The 16,602-nt window shown below is 60.2% G+C and carries 14 protein-coding genes and 3 pseudogenes; 3 read left to right on the plus strand and 14 right to left on the minus strand.

The genetic code is table 11. The annotated features are described in order from the left end of the window. Positions 1-208: 208 nt before the first annotated feature. The 6 genes from NKJ18_RS27035 to NKJ18_RS27060 all read right to left on the minus strand — a co-directional run bounded on the left by NKJ18_RS27035 (position 209) and on the right by NKJ18_RS27060 (position 5,134). A complete protein-coding gene (locus NKJ18_RS27035; RefSeq protein ID WP_352760664.1) occupies positions 209-502 on the minus strand; it encodes a hypothetical protein in 294 nt (97 codons plus the stop codon). Continuing rightward, positions 503-1,495, minus strand: coding sequence for an adenosine kinase (locus tag NKJ18_RS27040; RefSeq protein ID WP_352760666.1), 993 nt, complete (start codon positions 1,493-1,495; stop codon positions 503-505). A 105-nt stretch (positions 1,496-1,600) separates the two neighbouring features. Beyond that, complete coding sequence (gene metK, locus NKJ18_RS27045; RefSeq protein WP_023693516.1) at positions 1,601-2,776, minus strand: methionine adenosyltransferase; 1,176 nt, start codon at positions 2,774-2,776, stop codon at positions 1,601-1,603. A gap of 53 nt (positions 2,777-2,829) precedes the next feature. After that, positions 2,830-4,167 (minus strand): serine hydroxymethyltransferase, encoded by a 1,338-nt coding sequence (gene glyA / locus NKJ18_RS27050; RefSeq protein WP_352760669.1) that lies wholly within the window; start codon positions 4,165-4,167, stop codon positions 2,830-2,832. Positions 4,168-4,206: 39 nt separating this feature from the next. After that, on the minus strand, positions 4,207-4,551 hold the full coding sequence (locus tag NKJ18_RS27055) for an ArsR/SmtB family transcription factor (RefSeq protein ID WP_352760670.1): 345 nt from the start codon (positions 4,549-4,551) through the stop codon (positions 4,207-4,209). A gap of 271 nt (positions 4,552-4,822) precedes the next feature. Beyond that, entirely contained in the window at positions 4,823-5,134 is a 312-nt protein-coding gene (locus tag NKJ18_RS27060) for a recombinase family protein (RefSeq protein ID WP_352760673.1), read from the minus strand. Between the two features lie 395 nt (positions 5,135-5,529). On the opposite strand from NKJ18_RS27060, the gene NKJ18_RS27065 reads away from it, so the two are divergent. Both NKJ18_RS27065 and NKJ18_RS27070 read left to right on the plus strand, forming a co-directional pair. Beyond that, on the plus strand, positions 5,530-5,832 hold the full coding sequence (locus tag NKJ18_RS27065; protein ID WP_352583647.1) for a hypothetical protein: 303 nt from the start codon (positions 5,530-5,532) through the stop codon (positions 5,830-5,832). Beyond that, a pseudogene (locus NKJ18_RS27070) lies at positions 5,829-6,254 on the plus strand (type II toxin-antitoxin system VapC family toxin); the annotation flags it as partial. The gene NKJ18_RS27065 and the pseudogene NKJ18_RS27070, both read left to right, overlap by 4 nt. 846 nt (positions 6,255-7,100) lie before the next feature. On the opposite strand, the gene NKJ18_RS27075 reads toward NKJ18_RS27070, so the two are convergent. The 5 genes and pseudogenes from NKJ18_RS27075 to NKJ18_RS27095 form a co-directional block, all read right to left on the minus strand. After that, entirely contained in the window at positions 7,101-7,595 is a 495-nt protein-coding gene (locus tag NKJ18_RS27075; protein ID WP_352672542.1) for a MaoC family dehydratase, read from the minus strand. 475 nt (positions 7,596-8,070) lie between these two features. Then, a complete protein-coding gene (locus NKJ18_RS27080) occupies positions 8,071-8,463 on the minus strand; it encodes a bifunctional hydroxymethylpyrimidine kinase/phosphomethylpyrimidine kinase (RefSeq protein WP_352672543.1) in 393 nt (130 codons plus the stop codon). After that, positions 8,364-9,052 (minus strand): annotated as a pseudogene (locus tag NKJ18_RS27085) (thiamine phosphate synthase). The gene NKJ18_RS27080 and the pseudogene NKJ18_RS27085 overlap by 100 nt, the downstream one beginning before the upstream one ends. Further along, positions 9,049-9,295 (minus strand): annotated as a pseudogene (locus tag NKJ18_RS27090) (thiazole synthase); the annotation flags it as partial. The pseudogenes NKJ18_RS27090 and NKJ18_RS27085, both read right to left, overlap by 4 nt. Positions 9,296-9,328: 33 nt before the next feature. Next, positions 9,329-10,486 carry a porin gene (locus tag NKJ18_RS27095; RefSeq protein ID WP_352760675.1) on the minus strand — a complete coding sequence of 386 codons (1,158 nt, stop codon included), beginning with the start codon at positions 10,484-10,486 and terminating at the stop codon, positions 9,329-9,331. Between the two features lie 1,018 nt (positions 10,487-11,504). Here NKJ18_RS27095 and hemN point away from each other — a divergent pair. Then, a complete protein-coding gene (gene hemN, locus NKJ18_RS27100; RefSeq protein ID WP_352760678.1) occupies positions 11,505-12,866 on the plus strand; it encodes an oxygen-independent coproporphyrinogen III oxidase in 1,362 nt (453 codons plus the stop codon). A 181-nt stretch (positions 12,867-13,047) separates the two neighbouring features. Here the strand turns inward: hemN and NKJ18_RS27105 are convergent, their stop codons facing one another. The 3 genes from NKJ18_RS27105 to NKJ18_RS27115 all read right to left on the minus strand — a co-directional run bounded on the left by NKJ18_RS27105 (position 13,048) and on the right by NKJ18_RS27115 (position 16,431). Further along, positions 13,048-13,239, minus strand: a complete 192-nt coding sequence (locus NKJ18_RS27105) for a hypothetical protein (protein WP_023727257.1) — start codon at positions 13,237-13,239, stop codon at positions 13,048-13,050. A gap of 497 nt (positions 13,240-13,736) precedes the next feature. Further along, positions 13,737-14,519, minus strand: a complete 783-nt coding sequence (locus NKJ18_RS27110; protein ID WP_352760681.1) for an NAD(P)/FAD-dependent oxidoreductase — start codon at positions 14,517-14,519, stop codon at positions 13,737-13,739. 256 nt (positions 14,520-14,775) lie between these two features. Further along, the gene (locus NKJ18_RS27115; protein ID WP_352760684.1) at positions 14,776-16,431 is read right to left on the minus strand and encodes an MFS transporter; all 1,656 of its coding nucleotides are present in this window, start codon (positions 16,429-16,431) and stop codon (positions 14,776-14,778) included. Between the last annotated feature and the right edge of the window lie 171 nt (positions 16,432-16,602).

Raw genomic sequence — 16,602 nt, forward strand, 5'->3', positions numbered from 1 at the left:
TCCTGTCGGGCTGCGACGCAGCTTGGGTGAACGACCTGTTCTCATAGATTATTGGCATCCACTCGTCCGTGCCATGCTGGCAGAACAACAAGCCGAAGTGGGCCCGTCCCGTCCTGTAATGAGATTGACGAGGATGAAGCCCAGCTGCCAGTTCCGCTGGTCGCAGACCAATGGGAACCAGTCTGCCCGCATTCGGCATCCTTCGCTGCTACGCGGGACGTGATCGCAAGTTCAAGTGCTCCGACGGTCGCCGCGAGTTCTCCGTTACCTCAGGAACCTTATTGGCCTTCCACAAGCTGAGCTTCTGGAAAATGCCGGCGGCGATCTGGATATCGGTGAACGCCGTCAAGGCAAGCCCGCCTTGCACCTCTCCAGCGAGCTTTACGGCATCAGCATCGGTCAGTTCTCCGGAGCGAATGGCTGTCGATATGAGCGAGGTTTGACACAGTTCGGCCACTGCGCTGATCGTCTCAGCAGGGCAGCTGGTTAGTTGCTCGCCCACCTACAGCAACCCAGCCCGTTCCGCCTCGCGGCGCAAATTCTGCCTTGGCCTTGGGCCGATCTGCTGGATCACCAGGCCGGCCGCCAGCGAGCCAAGATCGCCGCAGGTCTTGAGGTCGCGGCCCTGCGTGTAGCCATGCAGGAAAGCGGCGGCGTAGAGATCGCCGGCGCCGGTGGTGTCGACCAACTCGCGGATCGTCGTCGCCTGGATGGTGACGGTCTCGTCGCCGCGCAGGATAACCGAGCCTTTTTCCGAGCGTGTGACGGCGGCGATCTTGCAGTCCTTGCGGATCTGCGCCACCGCTTCGTCGAAGGACGAGGTCTGGTAGAGCGACTTGATCTCGTGGCTGTTAGCAAAGACGATGTCGACAGTGCCCGAGCGCATCAGCTCGAGGAACTCGTCCCGGTAGCGGTCGACGCAGAACGAATCCGACAAAGTCATCGACACTTCGCGCCCGGCCTCGTGTGCGAGCTTCGCCGTCTGCCGGATCGCCTCCTTGGCGCGCGGCGGATCCCACAGATAGCCCTCGAAATAGGTAACCTTGGCGCCGGATGCCTTGTCGGCCTCGACGTCTTCCGGGCCGAGTTCGACGCAGGCGCCGAGATAGGTGTTCATCGAACGCTCGCCATCGGGGGTGACGAATATCATCGAGCGCGCCGTCGGCGGCTGTCCCTCAAGCGGCCTGGTGTCGAAGGCAACGCCCTGGGCATGGATGTCATGGGCGTAGATCTCGCCGAGCGGGTCGTTCGATACCTTGCCGAAGAATGCGGCGCGGCCGCCGAAGCTGGCGACGCCCGCCGCCGTGTTGCCGGCGCTGCCGCCCGAGGCCTCGATCGCCGGCCCCATGCGGCTGTAGAGCAGCTCGGCGCGCTTGGTGTCGATGAGGTTCATCGCACCCTTGATGATGCCGTTGGTCTCGAGAAAAGCGTCGTCGCACTGGGCGATGATGTCGACAATGGCATTGCCGATGCAAAGCACGTCAAAATCCGGCATCAATGTCTCCGCCTCGGAACCTGCCGGCTTCTCGCCACGCCGGCCGGGCCGGGTCTGCCCGGTGGGAATGGGCTTTCCGCTCGCCAATCCGTTCGCCGGCGGCTCTCACGGGGCGGCGAGTCCTGCCTCGCGACGCAATTCGTCCGCCCTGTCTGTCTTCTCCCAGGTGAAATCAGGCTCTTCACGGCCAAAATGGCCATAGGTCGCTGTATTGCGGTATATAGGTCGTAAGAGATCAAGCATCTTGATAATGCCTTTCGGTCTCAGATCGAACAACTCAAGAATGAGGCGCTCGATCCTGCTTTCCTCAACCCTGGCTGTCCCGAACGTGTTGACCATGACGGAAACCGGACTGGCCACGCCGATTGCGTAAGCAAGCTGCACCTCGCACACGTCCGCAAGTCCGCTAGCGACGATGTTCTTTGCGACATAGCGGGCCGCATAGGCAGCTGAGCGGTCAACCTTGGACGGGTCCTTGCCCGAGAAGGCGCCGCCGCCATGACGACCCATCCCGCCATAGGAATCGACGATGATCTTGCGTCCAGTGAGACCGCAGTCGCCGCGCGGCCCGCCGACTACGAACCGCCCCGTCGGGTTGACCAGAATCCTGATGCCTTCCGTCTCAAGGTGGGTCGGCAGGACAGGCTTTATGATTTCCTCAATGACGCCCTCGCGGACAGTCTCTTGCGAGACCTGCTCGTCATGTTGCGTCGACACGACGATCGTATCCAGGGCGACCGGGCGCAACCCCTCATAGCGCACTGAGACCTGGGATTTCATGTCAGGACGCAACCAGCCAAGCTGTTGTGCCTTCCGGACATACGCCTGCCGTTTCGTCAAGCGATGAGCGAGCTGGATTGGCAAAGGCATCAGGGTATCGGTTTCGCGGCATGCGTAGCCGAACATGAGGCCCTGATCTCCCGCTCCCTGCTGGAGGTCTTGCCCTCTGCCCTCGTCAACGCCTTGGCTGATGTCGGGCGACTGCTCGGTGAGGGCATGAACGACGGAGCAACGCCGGCCGTCAAAGCCGACGGCCTCGTCGTCGTACCCAATGTCGAGAATCGTATCGCGCGCAACTTGGCTATAATCCACCTGCGCATCGCTGGTAATCTCGCCAGCCAGAACGACTATCCCTGATTTTACCAACGCTTCACAGGCGACGCGCGCCTTGGGATCTGTGCGGAGGATGGCATCGAGGATGGCATCCGAGATGTTGTCGGCCAACTTATCCGGGTGCCCCGCGCCAACCGATTCGGAAGAGAACACGAACTGCCTAGCCATGAATACCTCGCTTCGGGTGTTGGATGTGGTATGGGCATTTTGCTTGGCCGACCTTACTTGTCGCAGATGCCCGGGACCTCGAACGCAGCGCACAAGTCGGCAACGTCTCTTCGCACGCAGGCATGGAGATCTTCGTCGTCTGGCCGCTGGAGGACGGAGTCAATGAAGCCAGCAATTTGCACCATTTCCACATCGCGCATGCCCATTGACGTCACTGCTGGCGCCCCCAGGCGAATTCCGCTTGTGACCGCCGGATGCCGCGGGTCGCCAGGCACCATATTAAAGTTTGTGATGATTCCTGCCTTTGCTAGTCGCTCGGCATAGGCCTTGCCCGATAGTGGCCGATCGCGAAGATCAAGGATCAGCATGTGATTGTCCGTCCCCCCGGTCACCAGGTCATAACCTCGCTCAAGCAGTGCATGTGCCAGAGCCTTGGCATTCTTGACCGTCTGTTGGCCGTAGCTTCGGAAGGACGGGTTCGCGGCTTCGTGCAAGGCAACCGCTAGCGCAGCGATGGCATTCATGTGGGGCCCGCCTTGCAGGTGAGGGAAGACCGCCCGGTCTATTCGTCTGGCGAGATTGTATTTGCTCTTTGTATGATACAGCGCCTGATAGCGATCTTCGTTCCTTGACAAAATGAAGCCACCGCGGGGACCGCGGATCGACTTGTGGGACGTGCTGCTGACCACGTCGCACTGGCCCACGGGATTCGGGTGCGCTCCTGCGGCAATCAGGCCGCTGATGTGCGCAATGTCGGCTACGAGATAGGAGTTCGCTTCCAGGGCGATTTCTGCCATTGCCGCGTAGTCAAAGACACGCGGGTAAGCAGTTCCGCCGACCCAAATGAGCCGCGGCCGTTCCCGCTTGGCTGTCTCGCGCAAGCGGTCATAGTCAATCTGCTGTGTCTTTTCATCTAGCCCATAGGGCACGCGTTGATAGTCAGTTCCGGAAAAGTTGATGGCCCAACCATGAGTCAGATGGCCCCCTTCCGGAAGGGGCAAGCCCATGACTTTGTCACCGGGAGTCAAAAGCGCACGATAGACAGCCTGGTTGGCCGGCGAGCCGGAATAAGGCTGGACGTTGGCATGCTCGCTGCCAAATAGCGTTTTCAGGCGCTCAATGGCCAGATTCTCAAGCTCATCAACGATCTCGTTTCCAGCGTAGTAGCGCGCGCCGGGGTACCCCTCGGCGTACTTGTTCGTGAAAATCGAGCCGTTCGCTTCCAGCACGGCCGAGGACGCAAAGTTCTCCGAGGCGATGAGCTTGAGGGTCGTCCGCTCCTGCCGCTCCTGTCTCAGAAGCAGCTCGTGAACGCGGCAATCAACCGCGGCCAAGGAAGACCGCCCGTGGGTGTCGGGCTGTGCGATCGCGCCGTCGGCGGAGTTGTCCATGGTAGCTTCGCGCTCCAATTGAATTGACCTATTTCACGATCAAGCACGCGGTCCCTTCGGCCGCGTGTCTCGTACCGCTTCGAGCCGCTGCAGGTCCTGTTTATGATAGCCGTCGCGATGGGGCAGGAGATCGACCAATAATTGTACCAGCCCGCCGTCGCTGGATCCTGCTTTGAGATGGTACGAGCGCCACGAAGGCTGTTCGTTGCAGGAAAGAAAGTCGGCTCTGGCGAGCAGCCGGACGTGTCGCGCAACCCGCTCTCGACACACGCCCAGAATCTCCGCTAGCTCGCAGACAGTTAGGTCCGCATGCGCACAAAGGCCCAGGATTCGAAGGCGGTCAGGATGCGCTGCCATGCGTAGGCGACTAACCAGTGTCATCATGGCTCAGGGCCAAGTCCTGCCGAATTTCTCATTTCGCGTTCTCCACGGAAGTTGCAGATTTCGAAGGTTGTCCAACGACCGGACAAATCTCGGTGGCCGTGACGACCGTCGATATCCTGTGTCGAACAAACAAATGGGCGCTCTTCTTGCCCTTAGCCGAAATTGCAAGCAGTTCGGCGAGTCGAAGATAAGCGGGGCCACGGTTTGGAACCACTGACCTCAGACCTTGCAATAAGCCTACCATTCACAGCGAGCCGGAGTTGCTAAGAGTCTATGAATTTCCTTGAAGGATCTGTTGCAACGTTTGCCCAGCCTGGCCTGCTCCCGGTTTGCAGCGGTCATGGTCAGGCGATCCATCGCCCTCTGCGAGCACGATCAGGAATTTGCCCTGCATCGCATCGCTGATCAGCTCCTGAAGGCAGGGAAGCAACAGCGACGCGCCGCACATCGCGCGGTGGGTATTGCTGTCGACGACTGTCCAGCCTTGCTTTTCAGCACGCAAGCAGCAGAGCCGCAACTGATCCTCGATCGAGGCGTCTCGGTGATTGTCAGTTGAGTAGCGAGCGCCAAGCGCGACCTTCATGAGGCGGCCCCTTACTCCGGGACGCGGTCGGTTTGGCTATCGGTTTCGGCTTGAACGAAATCCCGTGCGGCCTGTCGCGCCAGCAGCCGGACCAGATTAACGAAGCGTCGATCGGGCTTCGGCGACGCAGGCACAGCCGATTCGCGGGCCGCGCCGGCGACCACACGAAGCTTTTCGGCTGTTGCACGTTTCGGTCGCGCTATGATCGCGTTCCTGTCCTGACGCGAAATACTCCGTTTCGCGACAATGATGCCAAGTCACAGTGCTTCGACAAGATGGAAATTCTTTGTGATCAATAACGCGCGTCGCGCAGGAGCCATGCTGGCCGATGACGGGGCACCTTGTGCTCCGAAGAAGCCATGGCTATATATCCGGATAGAGAACGGAGGCACGCGATGGGCAACACTGCACAGAAGAGAGCCATCGAGAATTATCGCTCTCGCCTGGCTGAGCGCGGCATCGCGCGGTTCGAGATCCTGGCGTTCGACGCAGACCGCGATCTACTGCGAACTCTTGCCCGAAAATTAACGGAGAGCGGGCCGGATGCCCGACAGCTTCGTCGGACCATACAGCAAGCTGTGGCGGGTGAGCCACCGAAAGCGGGCAGCATTCTCGCCGCGTTGCGTCGCTCGCCTCTGGTTGGCTCCAGTCTCGACCTCAGCCGGCCGCGCGAAGAGGGGCGCAAGATCGACCTGTGACGCGCTACCTTCTTCATACCAATATCATCAGCAACGTCATAAAGCCGGAGCCTTCGGGCTCGTTGCTGGCCTGGATGGGCGCGCAGAAGGACGAAGACCTCTTCATTGCTTCGCTTACTGTCGCCGAAATTCGCCGAGGCATCCTAGAGAAGCCGAAGGGGAAAAAGCGCAGCAGCCTTGAAACTTGGTTCGAGGGCTCCGAAGGCCCGCAAGCGCTGTTCGCTGGCCGCGTGCTATCGTTCGACGAGAAAGCTGGCCTCGTGTGGGCGCGGCTGATGGCCAACGGCAAAGCCAGAGGCCGTTCGCGGAGCGCCCTAGACACAATCATTGCCGCTGTAGCCGAAGCCAACGACTGTGTCGTAGTGACCGACAATGAAAAGGACTTCGAGGACGTTCAGATACTCAACCCGCTCCGTAGCGCTGAAGCCAAGCGGGTGATGATAGCTCCAATGGTCCGGCCGATTCAATTTGAGGATTTCAGCGGCACGGAGTCCGAACGTCTCGTGTTCGCCTACCTTTAGCGATGGCTGGATTGATCTTGCTTAGTTCGGCCAGGGACGTCTCTTCCAGTTCCGCTTTAATGCCATCCCGGTTCATCTAGTCAGCTCGATCTACCAGCAGTTCGCACGCACGAGCGCCGCGGACAAGGCGCGATCGCAGGGACTGCGCGATACGCGCGTCGAGCTCGTCCATCTTACACTCGATCTCGTCTTCGAAGGCCTCTCGCCAAACGCCACTGTAGTCGATCCCGCGTGCGGCTCGGGGGCCTTCTCATCGAGGCTTTCTCGCGACTGGTCTGGCGCGCTACCAATGGCAAGTTCGCCCGCCGGGAACTCGTCGGTCTGTACTCTCTGGGTCCACATCAACTGCGGAGCTCTTGGCATCGCCGTGTTCTGCCTTTGGCTGGCAGCTCTCGAGCTCGACGAGCAGCCGATCAGCGACACCCGCGACCTCAAGTTCGACCCGGTTGACTCGATAACACTCTATTGGCTGATTCAGTCGGGGAGGATCTGCCCACTCCGATCACAAGCCGATCTTTCGACCCCGTGGTCGGGAATTCTCCATGGACCTTCGTGAAGAAGGAATGCAGCGCCGAAAGCCGAAGCGCTTCCGATACATCGACGCCCCTTCCGAGACGGAGCCCCGATTAGGCATTCCTGCCACTCTATCTAGCCGACCCCCCGTGGCCGCGTTGCCGATCGGTGCGCACTGGTCGCCTACATCGCCCCGGCACGTGAAGATCGTCTCTGCTGACACTCGTCGACAATTCAGGCCGCCTCCGGCTGGCGTTTGATCAGCGTCAGCGTCAACCAGCGCGCGGTCAGCGCCGGCTTTTTCGAGCCCTCGATCTCAATCGTCACACCCAGCGCCGTCTGCACCCAGCCCGACGGCCTGACCTTGACGTCGGCCAGTACGAAACGAGTGCGGATGCGCGATCCGGTTTTCACCGGCGCCAGGAAGCGCAGCGATTCGAAGCCATAGTTGACACCCATCTTGCAGCTTTCGAGCGGCCGCATGGTCTCGAAAGTCATCGCTGACAAAAGCGAAAGCGACAGGAATCCATGTGCGATGGTGCCGCCGAACGGCGTCTCGCGCTTGGCGCGCTCCGGATCGCAGTGGATGAACTGGTGGTCATCGGTGGACTCGGCGAACTGGTCGATCATCCGCTGCGAGACCACCCGCCACGGCGACACGCCGACTTCCTTGCCGACGCTGGCCAGAAGCTCGTCGAGACTGATCGGTTCCAAGCTAATGTCCTCCATTTCAACCGTCCAAAGCGCGAGCGGCTTCATTCTGTGAACAGTGTCAGCCCATGCTGCACCGACTGCCGGCCATCCATCGGCAGGATGGCCCCGGTGAGATGACTGCCGTCACAGCTGCACGAATAGAGCGTTCCGCCGGCAATCTCATTCGGCGCACCGATGCGGCCGATCCGAACATGGCTGCAGACGAGCCGGCTTGTACTCGGTCGCGGTGCGCGTCCTGCAGGCCGCCGAAAGCTCTTGCTACGGATGATCATTCCGCCGGCGCCGCTATGCGGTATTGTCGCAGATTGATAAAATCAATTGTCTGGATAGGAACCATCCGTGTCTCGAATGGTGGAGGAGTAGTCCAGCAGATGGGGTAGCTTGTGGTCCTTCTTGAAGCGCGCCGACCTCATTGGCCGCTAGCTCTGAGCCGGCAAGAAGCGCCAGTTCAATGACATTGGGTGTCGACACGGCAAAGCGGCATCAGATGCTACTTCATGATGCGGGATGGCGCTTGCTTCAAGAAGCGCTCGGCCTGACGTGGAAGCCAGCACCGGATCTGGACTGTCGATATGCGCCGATATTCGCGCAGCACAGCGGCAACCGCAGCGACGATGATCTCAGCCGTTGCGAGCATGCCAACCTTGGTGCCGGCCACTCTGTTAGCTTGAAGCGCAGCGCGCATTTGATCCGTCACCAGACCGGGTTGAGTAACTTGGATTTCCAAGGCGTCTTCCTGGGTTTGCACCGTCAGCGCGCTGACAGCAAAGGCAGGTGCGCACGTCAAGGCAAGCGATCGTCTCGATCTCGCGGGCAATTCCAGCCCACCGCGGGAATCTGACCCGACAACAACGAGCAGATGCGGTTCTCGCCCCAGCGCCATTGTTCTGTCTTTCGATGCATTCTCGCGTGCGCGCTTCTGGGGCGTCGTTCAGCGCAAAGTCGGTGACCACGGCTGCGCTTTCCGCGCCAGCCTCGAAAAACGCCTTCGAGCCGGTCAGGTTGAGGCCGCCGATGGAGACCAATGGGATCGGCGCGACCTGGTGCTTCCACTCGCTGATCCGCTCGAGCCCTTGCGACGCCCATTCATCTTCTTGAGGCTAGTTGGATAGACTGGGCCGAGCGCCACATACTCCGGCTCGGCCACTGGCGCCGTTTCCAGTTCGGTGTGATCGTGGATCGAAAGGCCGAGCTTCAATCCGGCGTATTTAATCGTCAGCATCGGCGGCAGCCAAATCCTTTTGACCAAGATGGACGAAGTCGCAGCCTTCCTCGATTGCCGTGCGCCAATTGTCGTTGACGCTCACTTGGCAACCATGACCGCGCAGGCGTCGTTCGCGCGGCGGATTTCCGTCTGCAGTCCTTTCTCGTCCATATGCTTCATCCGGAGCTGCAGCAGACTCACGCCGAGCGGCGCCAGCCGGTCAACCCAGCCGGCACGTCGAAATCAGATAGAAGGGATCGAGCTTCATGAGAAGACAGCCCTGCCGACCGTCGGTGAGTAGCGCGGTTCGAGCATTCCAGTGCTAGCTTCACGAATGGCATCGACCGCCCTTGCCGAACGCACGCGCCATGCCGACCGGATCGGCCGCCCTCGGGACCGCCGTGTTCAGGAGCACGGCGTCAAACCCGAGCTCCATGACGTCGCCGCGTACGACGGCCGTCCGAGCCACGCATCCACAATCAAACGGAATATAGAGGAAATGTCCGCGCATCAACTGGACCTCGGAGCTCAACGCTTCATCGCATTAGAATGAGCGTTCGAAACGCAGGATACCGCCGACACTGCTCTTCTTGTTGGCATTGGCCCAGTTCACTTCGGAAGCTTTCACCTTTCCGACGGCGGAGCCTCCGTAGCGGTCGTAGTCGAGTTCAGCCGTAACTGTGAAATCTGGAAGAAGCGCATAGGCGACGTTCGCAGCGACACCATAGTTCTTGAGCTGATCACCCGAGAGCTGAAGGTTGAACGAAGTTGTCTCGTTGACCTCGTAAGCGGCGCCAGCCCAGAAAGCCCAGTTCCCGCCCCAAATCTTATAGAAGCCGCGACCATGAGCGTCGATCGCGTTCCTGGAGTCGTCGTTGAGCTTGCCATTGGAACCGTAGCCGAACATTCCGAACAGCAACAGTTCGTCGGTGACATTGATGTCGACACGGACCTTGGCGGCTACCGATTCGTAGTTGCTATCATAACCAGCAACGCCGGTGATCGCTCCCCAGCCATGTGTGTATTTCAAGCCGCCGACTATGTGCGGAGCGTAGTTGTCGATTGTGCCCACCACGCCTGAGCCTTCTTCGAGCGAAACCACGGCGGAAAAGCCGTTCGCGGCGTCGAAGTAGTACTGGACCACATTGGTATCCAAAGCGCCGTACGGAACCGGCGTCTGGTTGAGTACGTCACCCGCGCCGCCAATAAACATGTCGAAGGCCGACCAGTCCTTACCAACTCGGAGGCCACCAAGCTGAATCCAGGCGAAAGTCAAGATGCTGTCTCCGTTGAAGGCATAGGACCGAGAACTGTCCGAAACCGAAGTGTGACGGTTACCGAAATTCACGCGGGTTTCGGTGTAGGTCTTCAACGTGCCGAGTTCGGTCTCCTGGCCGGTCCAAGCTTTCAGTGTGAAGCGCGTGTTGTTTTGCCATGTACCCTGATCCTCACCAGTCCTCACATCTGAGGTTCTTGCGTGGTAAAACAATCCGACATCGCCCAAGCCCACGTAGTAGCTGAGATAGCCGCCGATGCGCAGGCAGGTCTCGGTGCCTGAAATAAAGACGTAGCTGGAGCCGTAGACGTCGCAGATCTTGAGGTACTCAGTGGGATCAGGCTCGGGGACGATGATCACGGCGCGAGCGTCGGAAGCGGCGATCAGTGCCGCAGTTGAGCCGAGGAGGAGGCTCCCAATGGTCATTGTTGATCTCCGTCTAAATAGTAAAAGGAATCGAGACCGATAAATGATTTTTGCTAAGCAAACGATTGATAGCGAATCAAGCTTAATTCTAGGAGTGTTGCTGCACCTGCCGTGCTAATGCTTAGGAGAATTTAGAATGTGGTCGAGACTTGCTGCCACATTTATTAAGTAGTTATCACTCCAGACGATCATGTACAATTACCTTTTCACCTCCGCGGCGGGCCTCACAAAGGGTACTACTGCAAATGACGTGGGGTACTACTGCAAATGACGTGCCACCCTGACGACCCAGCTGCGGCTTGAAGCTCAAATGTGCGGGCGGACCTTGGTTCGCGCTTCCGTTCTTTTTGCCTTGCGGATCCACCCAAGCACGAACGGCAAACGTTTCGGCTACGGTTCGTCTGTTCGCTTCGCGACAGTTTGGCTTAATGGCGACGGCATTGTTTCCTGTGAGCCCCGCCGTTGAGGCATCATCCGGCGGCCACCGCTCGGTACGACGCCGTCACTTTGGCGAGCTGATGGTCGATAACCACGCGCCGCAGCCTTGCACCACTTAGTCCGTAGGCGCCAGCCTTGGCATTGCGGCGGACCTGACGGTCGCGTCGAGCAGGTTTTCGTGCTGAAAGCGGCGCGGCACAGCTAATGCTTCTTGCCAGCAATCCACACAACGAGCTCATCGAGACGGCAGAGATCATTATGGGCGGCGCTAGCTGGCGTGCAAAGTCTGGACCCAACACCGTATTGTCTCATCGGATGCGGCATCTGCGCTCAGAAGAATCTCCCACGCGCAGATGAAGGGAAGGGACGGTGGAACAAAACGATGCGCGTGAGGGTTTCGGCGGGAACACCATCGTCAGTCGCTGACCGAGTGCGCTCAGACCATCGCTGTCCAGCCAAGACTGAACGGCGCCCATTTGCTAAAAAATTTCGAGCCCAAAGCGGAACGGACTGACATAGCGCAAAGACGCAGGCGAGCGCAGCGGTAAGGTTGGATGTTATCAGCATGGGACGGTGACCGTTGCAGACCACGAAATTTCGAGAGGCCCGGCTGCCTTGGTACACTATCTATCCGGCTGTGTCGGAGTTCTCTGGGGCGGTCGGCGCCGAGGCTTATGAGGAATGGCTCAGGAACCTGCCGGCTGATGATCCGGTGTCACTCTATCTGCACGTTCCGTTCTGCCGATCAGCCTGCTGGTATTGCGGCTTCCCAACCACCATCACCCGCCGTGATGCGCCCATCCTCAACTATCTGGCGGCGCTGCGTGACGAGATCCGTCTGGTTTCGGAGCGAGTGCCGAAGACGTTGCCCGTGAGCGACATACATTTCGGCGGCGGAACGCCGTCTCTCATAGGACCAGCCGAGTTCCTCGCTCTGATGGAGTTCCTGCGATGCCGCTTCGCCATCTCGAAAACAGCTACGGTCGCCATCGAGATCGATCCACGCACGCTCACGCCCGAGATGGCGGAAGGCTTGGGAGCGGCCGGCGTGAACCGCGCGAGCCTGGGCGTACAGAGCTTCGATCCCATTGTTCAAAAAGCGATCAACCGAATCCAGAGCGAGGCCCAGACGTCGGCTGCCGTGGAAATGCTGCGCCGGCATGGAGTAAGCCGCATCAACTTCGACCTCATCTACGGCCTGCCGCGTCAAACGGTGGAGTCGTGCGTCGAAACAGTGAGGGCGGCGGTCGCCATGCGCCCCGACCGGCTTGCCTTGTTCGGCTACTCGCACATCCCATCCCAAGTAAAGAATCAGCGCCTCATCGAGGCGGAATTTCTTCCCGACAGCGCTGCCCGCGCTGAACAGTATGCGGCTGTCGCCGTGACGCTGATTGCCGCCGGCTACCGACAGATCGGGCTCGACCATTTCGCCTTGCCGGACGACGAGCTCGCGCTGGCACAGGAAACAGGTCGCCTGCGACGTAACTCGTTGGGCTACTCGGCCGATACCTGCAGAACCCTGATCGGTTTCGGCGCGTCGGCTATCGGCCGCATCGGCCAGGGATACGTTCAAAACGAAGTTACACGGGAGTCCTACATCCAGCACATCGCAGTTGGCCGACTGGCGACATCGAAGGGCCATCGCCTCACAGACGACGACCGCGTGCGAGCCGCAATCATCGAGCGATTAATGTGCGATTTCGAGGCTGACGTGCCGGCAATCTGTGTCGCCCACGGATCTGATCCGATCCATCTTCGCGATTCGGCTGAGCGCTTGGCCATGCTGGCCAAGGACGGGATAGTGGACTTCGAGAACGGCTTTGTCCGCGTACGGCGGGAGCATCGCTTTGGGATTCGCGCTGTCGCTGCCGCATTCGATGTTTTTAGGGATGGCGTTACGTATATCCCGCAGCAGCTTAATGCGATGCAAAGCACGACATAGTCCGGCATCAATGTCTCCGCTTGGAACCGCCGGCCTACTTGCCACGCCGGCCGGGCCGGGCGCTGGTCTGGCAAGTGGGCTTTCCGTTTGCCAATGCGTTCGTTCCCGGCCCTCACGGGGCGGCGAGTCCCTGCCGTGAGCGCCTCACCCGCGAGGCTACATGGCGGCCGTGGAGATTACCTCAGCAGCGGCGCCCGATCGGAAACCTTAGCACCTCAGCGCTTTGGCGTGGCTGCTTGAACTCTTCGACGGCAACCGCCTCAATTAGCAGGTCCAAGGCTTCGCGGCCCCTTTGACTCATCGGGTCATCCCCACAAAGGTAGTCATACGCTCGATCTAAATGCACTCGGGCGGCGGAAAAATCGCTTGTCATATCATAGAACCCTCTCTACCCGCCCGCATTGCCGTCTACGAGGTGAAGGTAGTGCAATCGTCAATATATACAGACAAATTTTAATTAAATCGGAGATGATCATGGAGGCCGAGTTCCCTGACCTGATGCCGCCATCGAGCCCGCCGACGACCACTCGCTGGCGCTCGGTCGGTTCATAAATGCCGAGCACCCCGTCCCGAGACCACCTCTGACCTACCTCCTTCGATGCTAGACGCGTGGAAGACATGGCTGCGCCGCCGCTGCGAGAAAGGCGTGTCCCATCGCGCGGCGGCTGCATAGTGGGCAGCCAGCGCCGGGAGCTAATCGGCAAAGCCGCGTGTGGCGATTTTGCATAGCGGGCGCAGGCGAATCGCCACGCCCGTCCAGCATGTCCGATGCCGCGTAGGCCGCCAGGATCCCTGAGCGGAGTGCATGCAATCCCGCGTGATGACAGTGGATCGGCACAGAACAGGCAGTCGCCCGCCGCGACCCAGCGGTCACCGGCGGCGGGATCGATCGTTGCGGTTCCCGCCGCCTTGATCATGCTGGCGGTCTCGATTGCGTTGGGCGGCACGAGCGGCGCGATGGACTGCGTTGCGGCTAAAGCGCGGTACCAATGTCCGGCTTTGCGCAGTTCGCTGCCCAGATCCGGATCGGTGGGGCACGCGCAAGTCGGCGCTGTACCACCAGCCTTCGGGACGCGCCTCGACGACCATGCTGCAATCGCCCGGTGCGCGGTCGAAAAAGCGTGTGTAGGCGGCAAGATGTCCGTGCATGGCGAGCTTGGCGCCGAAACATCGCGCCAGCCTCCAACTGCGACCGGTCGCCCAAACCACGGCGCGGGCAATGATAGCTTCATCGGCCAGCTTGAGCAGCCAGCCTTGATCGTAGCGCACTGCCGAACCCACGGCCGAGCCAAACCGCGTGTCCACACCTGCCGCCTTGGCCGCCTGCACCATCAGCCGGTCGAATCGCGTCCGGTCGAGCTGCCAGCCGGCACCTTGAGCGGAAAACATGCCGTGCCGCTCGCTGGGAACTTCATTGGCCCACACCGAAACAAGCGCACGATTTTCAACGAAGCCGGCCTCGGCGAACGGCGTCCAGACACCAAGCTGACGCAGCAGCCCATTCGCTACTGCCGGCAGCACCTCTCCCGGCTTTGGCCGATCATGTCTTCCTGCTTCCAGCAACAGCACGCTCTGCGCGGGTGCATCGTTGCCAACGCCAGTCCGGATGTGGTCGCCGCCGAACGTGATCGTCGCAGCGAGCTGGCGGGACAAAATGCCAACCTCAAGATAGCGTTGGCCCGGATCAGCGAGGCGGACTGAGGAAGACTTTAAATTCAAAAGGTGACACGCGGCAATAGTCGCGTGCCGCTGTAGCCCCAGGCTCCGCTTCACCGTGGGGACCGATCGGTCGCACTCTCAGCCTGGGGTTCTTCTCTGCCACCCATCATCGAATTTTGGTGGATTGTCCGTCTCCCGCACCGGTTTGAGCGCGATAGACAAGAATCGCGTTTTCTGTGCCGGCCGGGCTTCAATGACGGGGATGGCGAAAAGCTGAGTGCTCGGGCTTGCGGGCCGAGCTTGTCGGCCGCTCGATGGAAAGTGTCATCTGAGGCGCTTCCTCTCCCGCGTGCAACTGGAAGACACGCTCGTCCAGTTCCTTGTCCACTTCCGTCAGACGATGATTGAGGCGAAGGTAGTCCGTCCAGGTCGGCGTGCGGAACGTTTCTGTCCAATGCATAGGCTTCTGCAGGTTCCGCTGGAGCGTCCAGTTCCGAGCACCGACGCGGCTGTGTACATGGCGCCGCTGCCGCATGAGGTCGAGGAAGGCCTCGAGATTTCTCTCGGCTATCAGATATTCGATCTTGACCACGATCGGGCCGCTCCTCGGCTTCAGATTGAGAGCGACAGCCGGGGCATCGAATTCCTCCAGAGGATCGGGCTCTGAGTCGCGGCGCTCGCGAAGAGGAAAGAGAACGCCGGCTGCAGCGACGAACATCAGGGAGGCAGCGGAACCCTCCAGCGCCCAGGTCAACGAATGGCTTTCGGCCACCGTGCCCCACACCCAGCTGCCGAGCGCGATGCCACCATCTATCAAAGCATAGTAGATCGAGATGGTGCGCCCCACGACCCAGCGCGGGCTTGCCAGCTGCACGCTCACGCCGACCCCTGACCAGGCGGTGACCCAGCCCGCGCCGCCCAAAGCGAGTGCAATTGCCGCCACCCCGATCGAAGTTGTCAGTGCCAGGGAAAGTGAGCACGCCGCGCAGGCGACGCAGGAGAGCCTCATCAGCCTTTCTTGCGACAAGCTCCGTCTGAACAGGCTGTTGGAGAGGCCGGCGAAAACGGCACCGGTCCCGAAGCCAGCCATGAGCGCGCCATAGGCAAGCGGGCCTCCTCCCAGCTGGTCGCGGACAACCACCGGCAGCAGCGCGAGTATGGCAATGCTCGCCAGGCCAAAGAGGGTTCCGCGCGCGATCGCTGCCTTGATTTCCGATGACATCGCCGTGAAGCGCAGCCCGTCATAGATCGCCGTCCTCATCGACTCGCGGGGAAGAGGGGACGAGCGAACCTTCCACTTGCAGCGCCAAATAGTGGCCAAGGGTACGAAATAGGTGAGCGTGGTCACCGCGAATGCTGCCATAAGGCCAAACGAGGCAACTACAATGCCGCCGAGCGCCGGGCCCACAGTCCGGACGGTGTTGAATCCAACAGAAAGCAGGGTGACGGCAGCGGGAACATCTCGTCGATCCACGATATCGCCAACCGACGCTTGCCAGGCGGGATCATTGAGAGCACCGCCGCTTGCGATCAAGAAGCTGAAGCCGAGGATCATCCACGGACTGACAAAGCCCAGCGCCACCGATGCGGTCAGCATCGCGGAGGCAGTCACCATAAGGCACCGACCGGCGAACATGACCCGGCGCCGGCTGAAATTGTCGGCGAGAGCCCCGGCGAAGACAGACAAGACGAAGGCGGGCAGGTTCGATGAAGCCTGCACCAGCGCAACCATCAGATCGGAAGTCGAGATCGTTGCCATCAGCCAGCTGATGGCGACAGTCTGCATCAACCAGCCGAGGCTTGAAACCTGCGTGGCGAGCCAGATCGAGCGAAAAGTGGGCTGCAGAAGTGGCCCAAAGGTCGTTGGTGCAGCCAAATCTTCGTTTGATCCAGCCACCCTACTCATTTTGCGATCCTTTGCTTTCCGTTATTGTCGCTTCCCATGTAATCTAGGCTGAACCGTGGCGGCTGGAAGAATAGATGGACCCATTTGTCTCCGACGATGTGGCCACAGTTCCTCCTGACCAGTGGTCTGGCGGCCGAGACGCAGAAATGGGCCGGCTCACTCGCCTTCGAC

Source organism: Mesorhizobium sp. M0217, assembly GCF_040321955.1.
Lineage (GTDB): Bacteria > Pseudomonadota > Alphaproteobacteria > Rhizobiales > Rhizobiaceae > Mesorhizobium.

What these genes read in the sequence shown, in the direction of transcription:
- NKJ18_RS27075 (WP_352672542.1), bottom strand. Translation starts at nt 7,595, where the DNA reads ATGGAGGACATTAGCTTGGAACCGATCAGTCTCGACGAGCTTCTGGCC.
- NKJ18_RS27095 (WP_352760675.1), bottom strand. Translation starts at nt 10,486, where the DNA reads ATGACCATTGGGAGCCTCCTCCTCGGCTCAACTGCGGCACTGATCGCC.
- NKJ18_RS27105 (WP_023727257.1), bottom strand. Translation starts at nt 13,239, where the DNA reads ATGACAAGCGATTTTTCCGCCGCCCGAGTGCATTTAGATCGAGCGTAT.
- NKJ18_RS27055 (WP_352760670.1), bottom strand. Translation starts at nt 4,551, where the DNA reads ATGATGACACTGGTTAGTCGCCTACGCATGGCAGCGCATCCTGACCGC.
- NKJ18_RS27040 (WP_352760666.1), bottom strand. Translation starts at nt 1,495, where the DNA reads ATGCCGGATTTTGACGTGCTTTGCATCGGCAATGCCATTGTCGACATC.
- NKJ18_RS27080 (WP_352672543.1), bottom strand. Translation starts at nt 8,463, where the DNA reads ATGGCGCTGGGGCGAGAACCGCATCTGCTCGTTGTTGTCGGGTCAGAT.
- glyA (WP_352760669.1), bottom strand. Translation starts at nt 4,167, where the DNA reads ATGGACAACTCCGCCGACGGCGCGATCGCACAGCCCGACACCCACGGG.
- metK (WP_023693516.1), bottom strand. Translation starts at nt 2,776, where the DNA reads ATGGCTAGGCAGTTCGTGTTCTCTTCCGAATCGGTTGGCGCGGGGCAC.
- NKJ18_RS27060 (WP_352760673.1), bottom strand. Translation starts at nt 5,134, where the DNA reads ATGAAGGTCGCGCTTGGCGCTCGCTACTCAACTGACAATCACCGAGAC.
- NKJ18_RS27115 (WP_352760684.1), bottom strand. Translation starts at nt 16,431, where the DNA reads ATGAGTAGGGTGGCTGGATCAAACGAAGATTTGGCTGCACCAACGACC.
- NKJ18_RS27065 (WP_352583647.1), top strand. Translation starts at nt 5,530, where the DNA reads ATGGGCAACACTGCACAGAAGAGAGCCATCGAGAATTATCGCTCTCGC.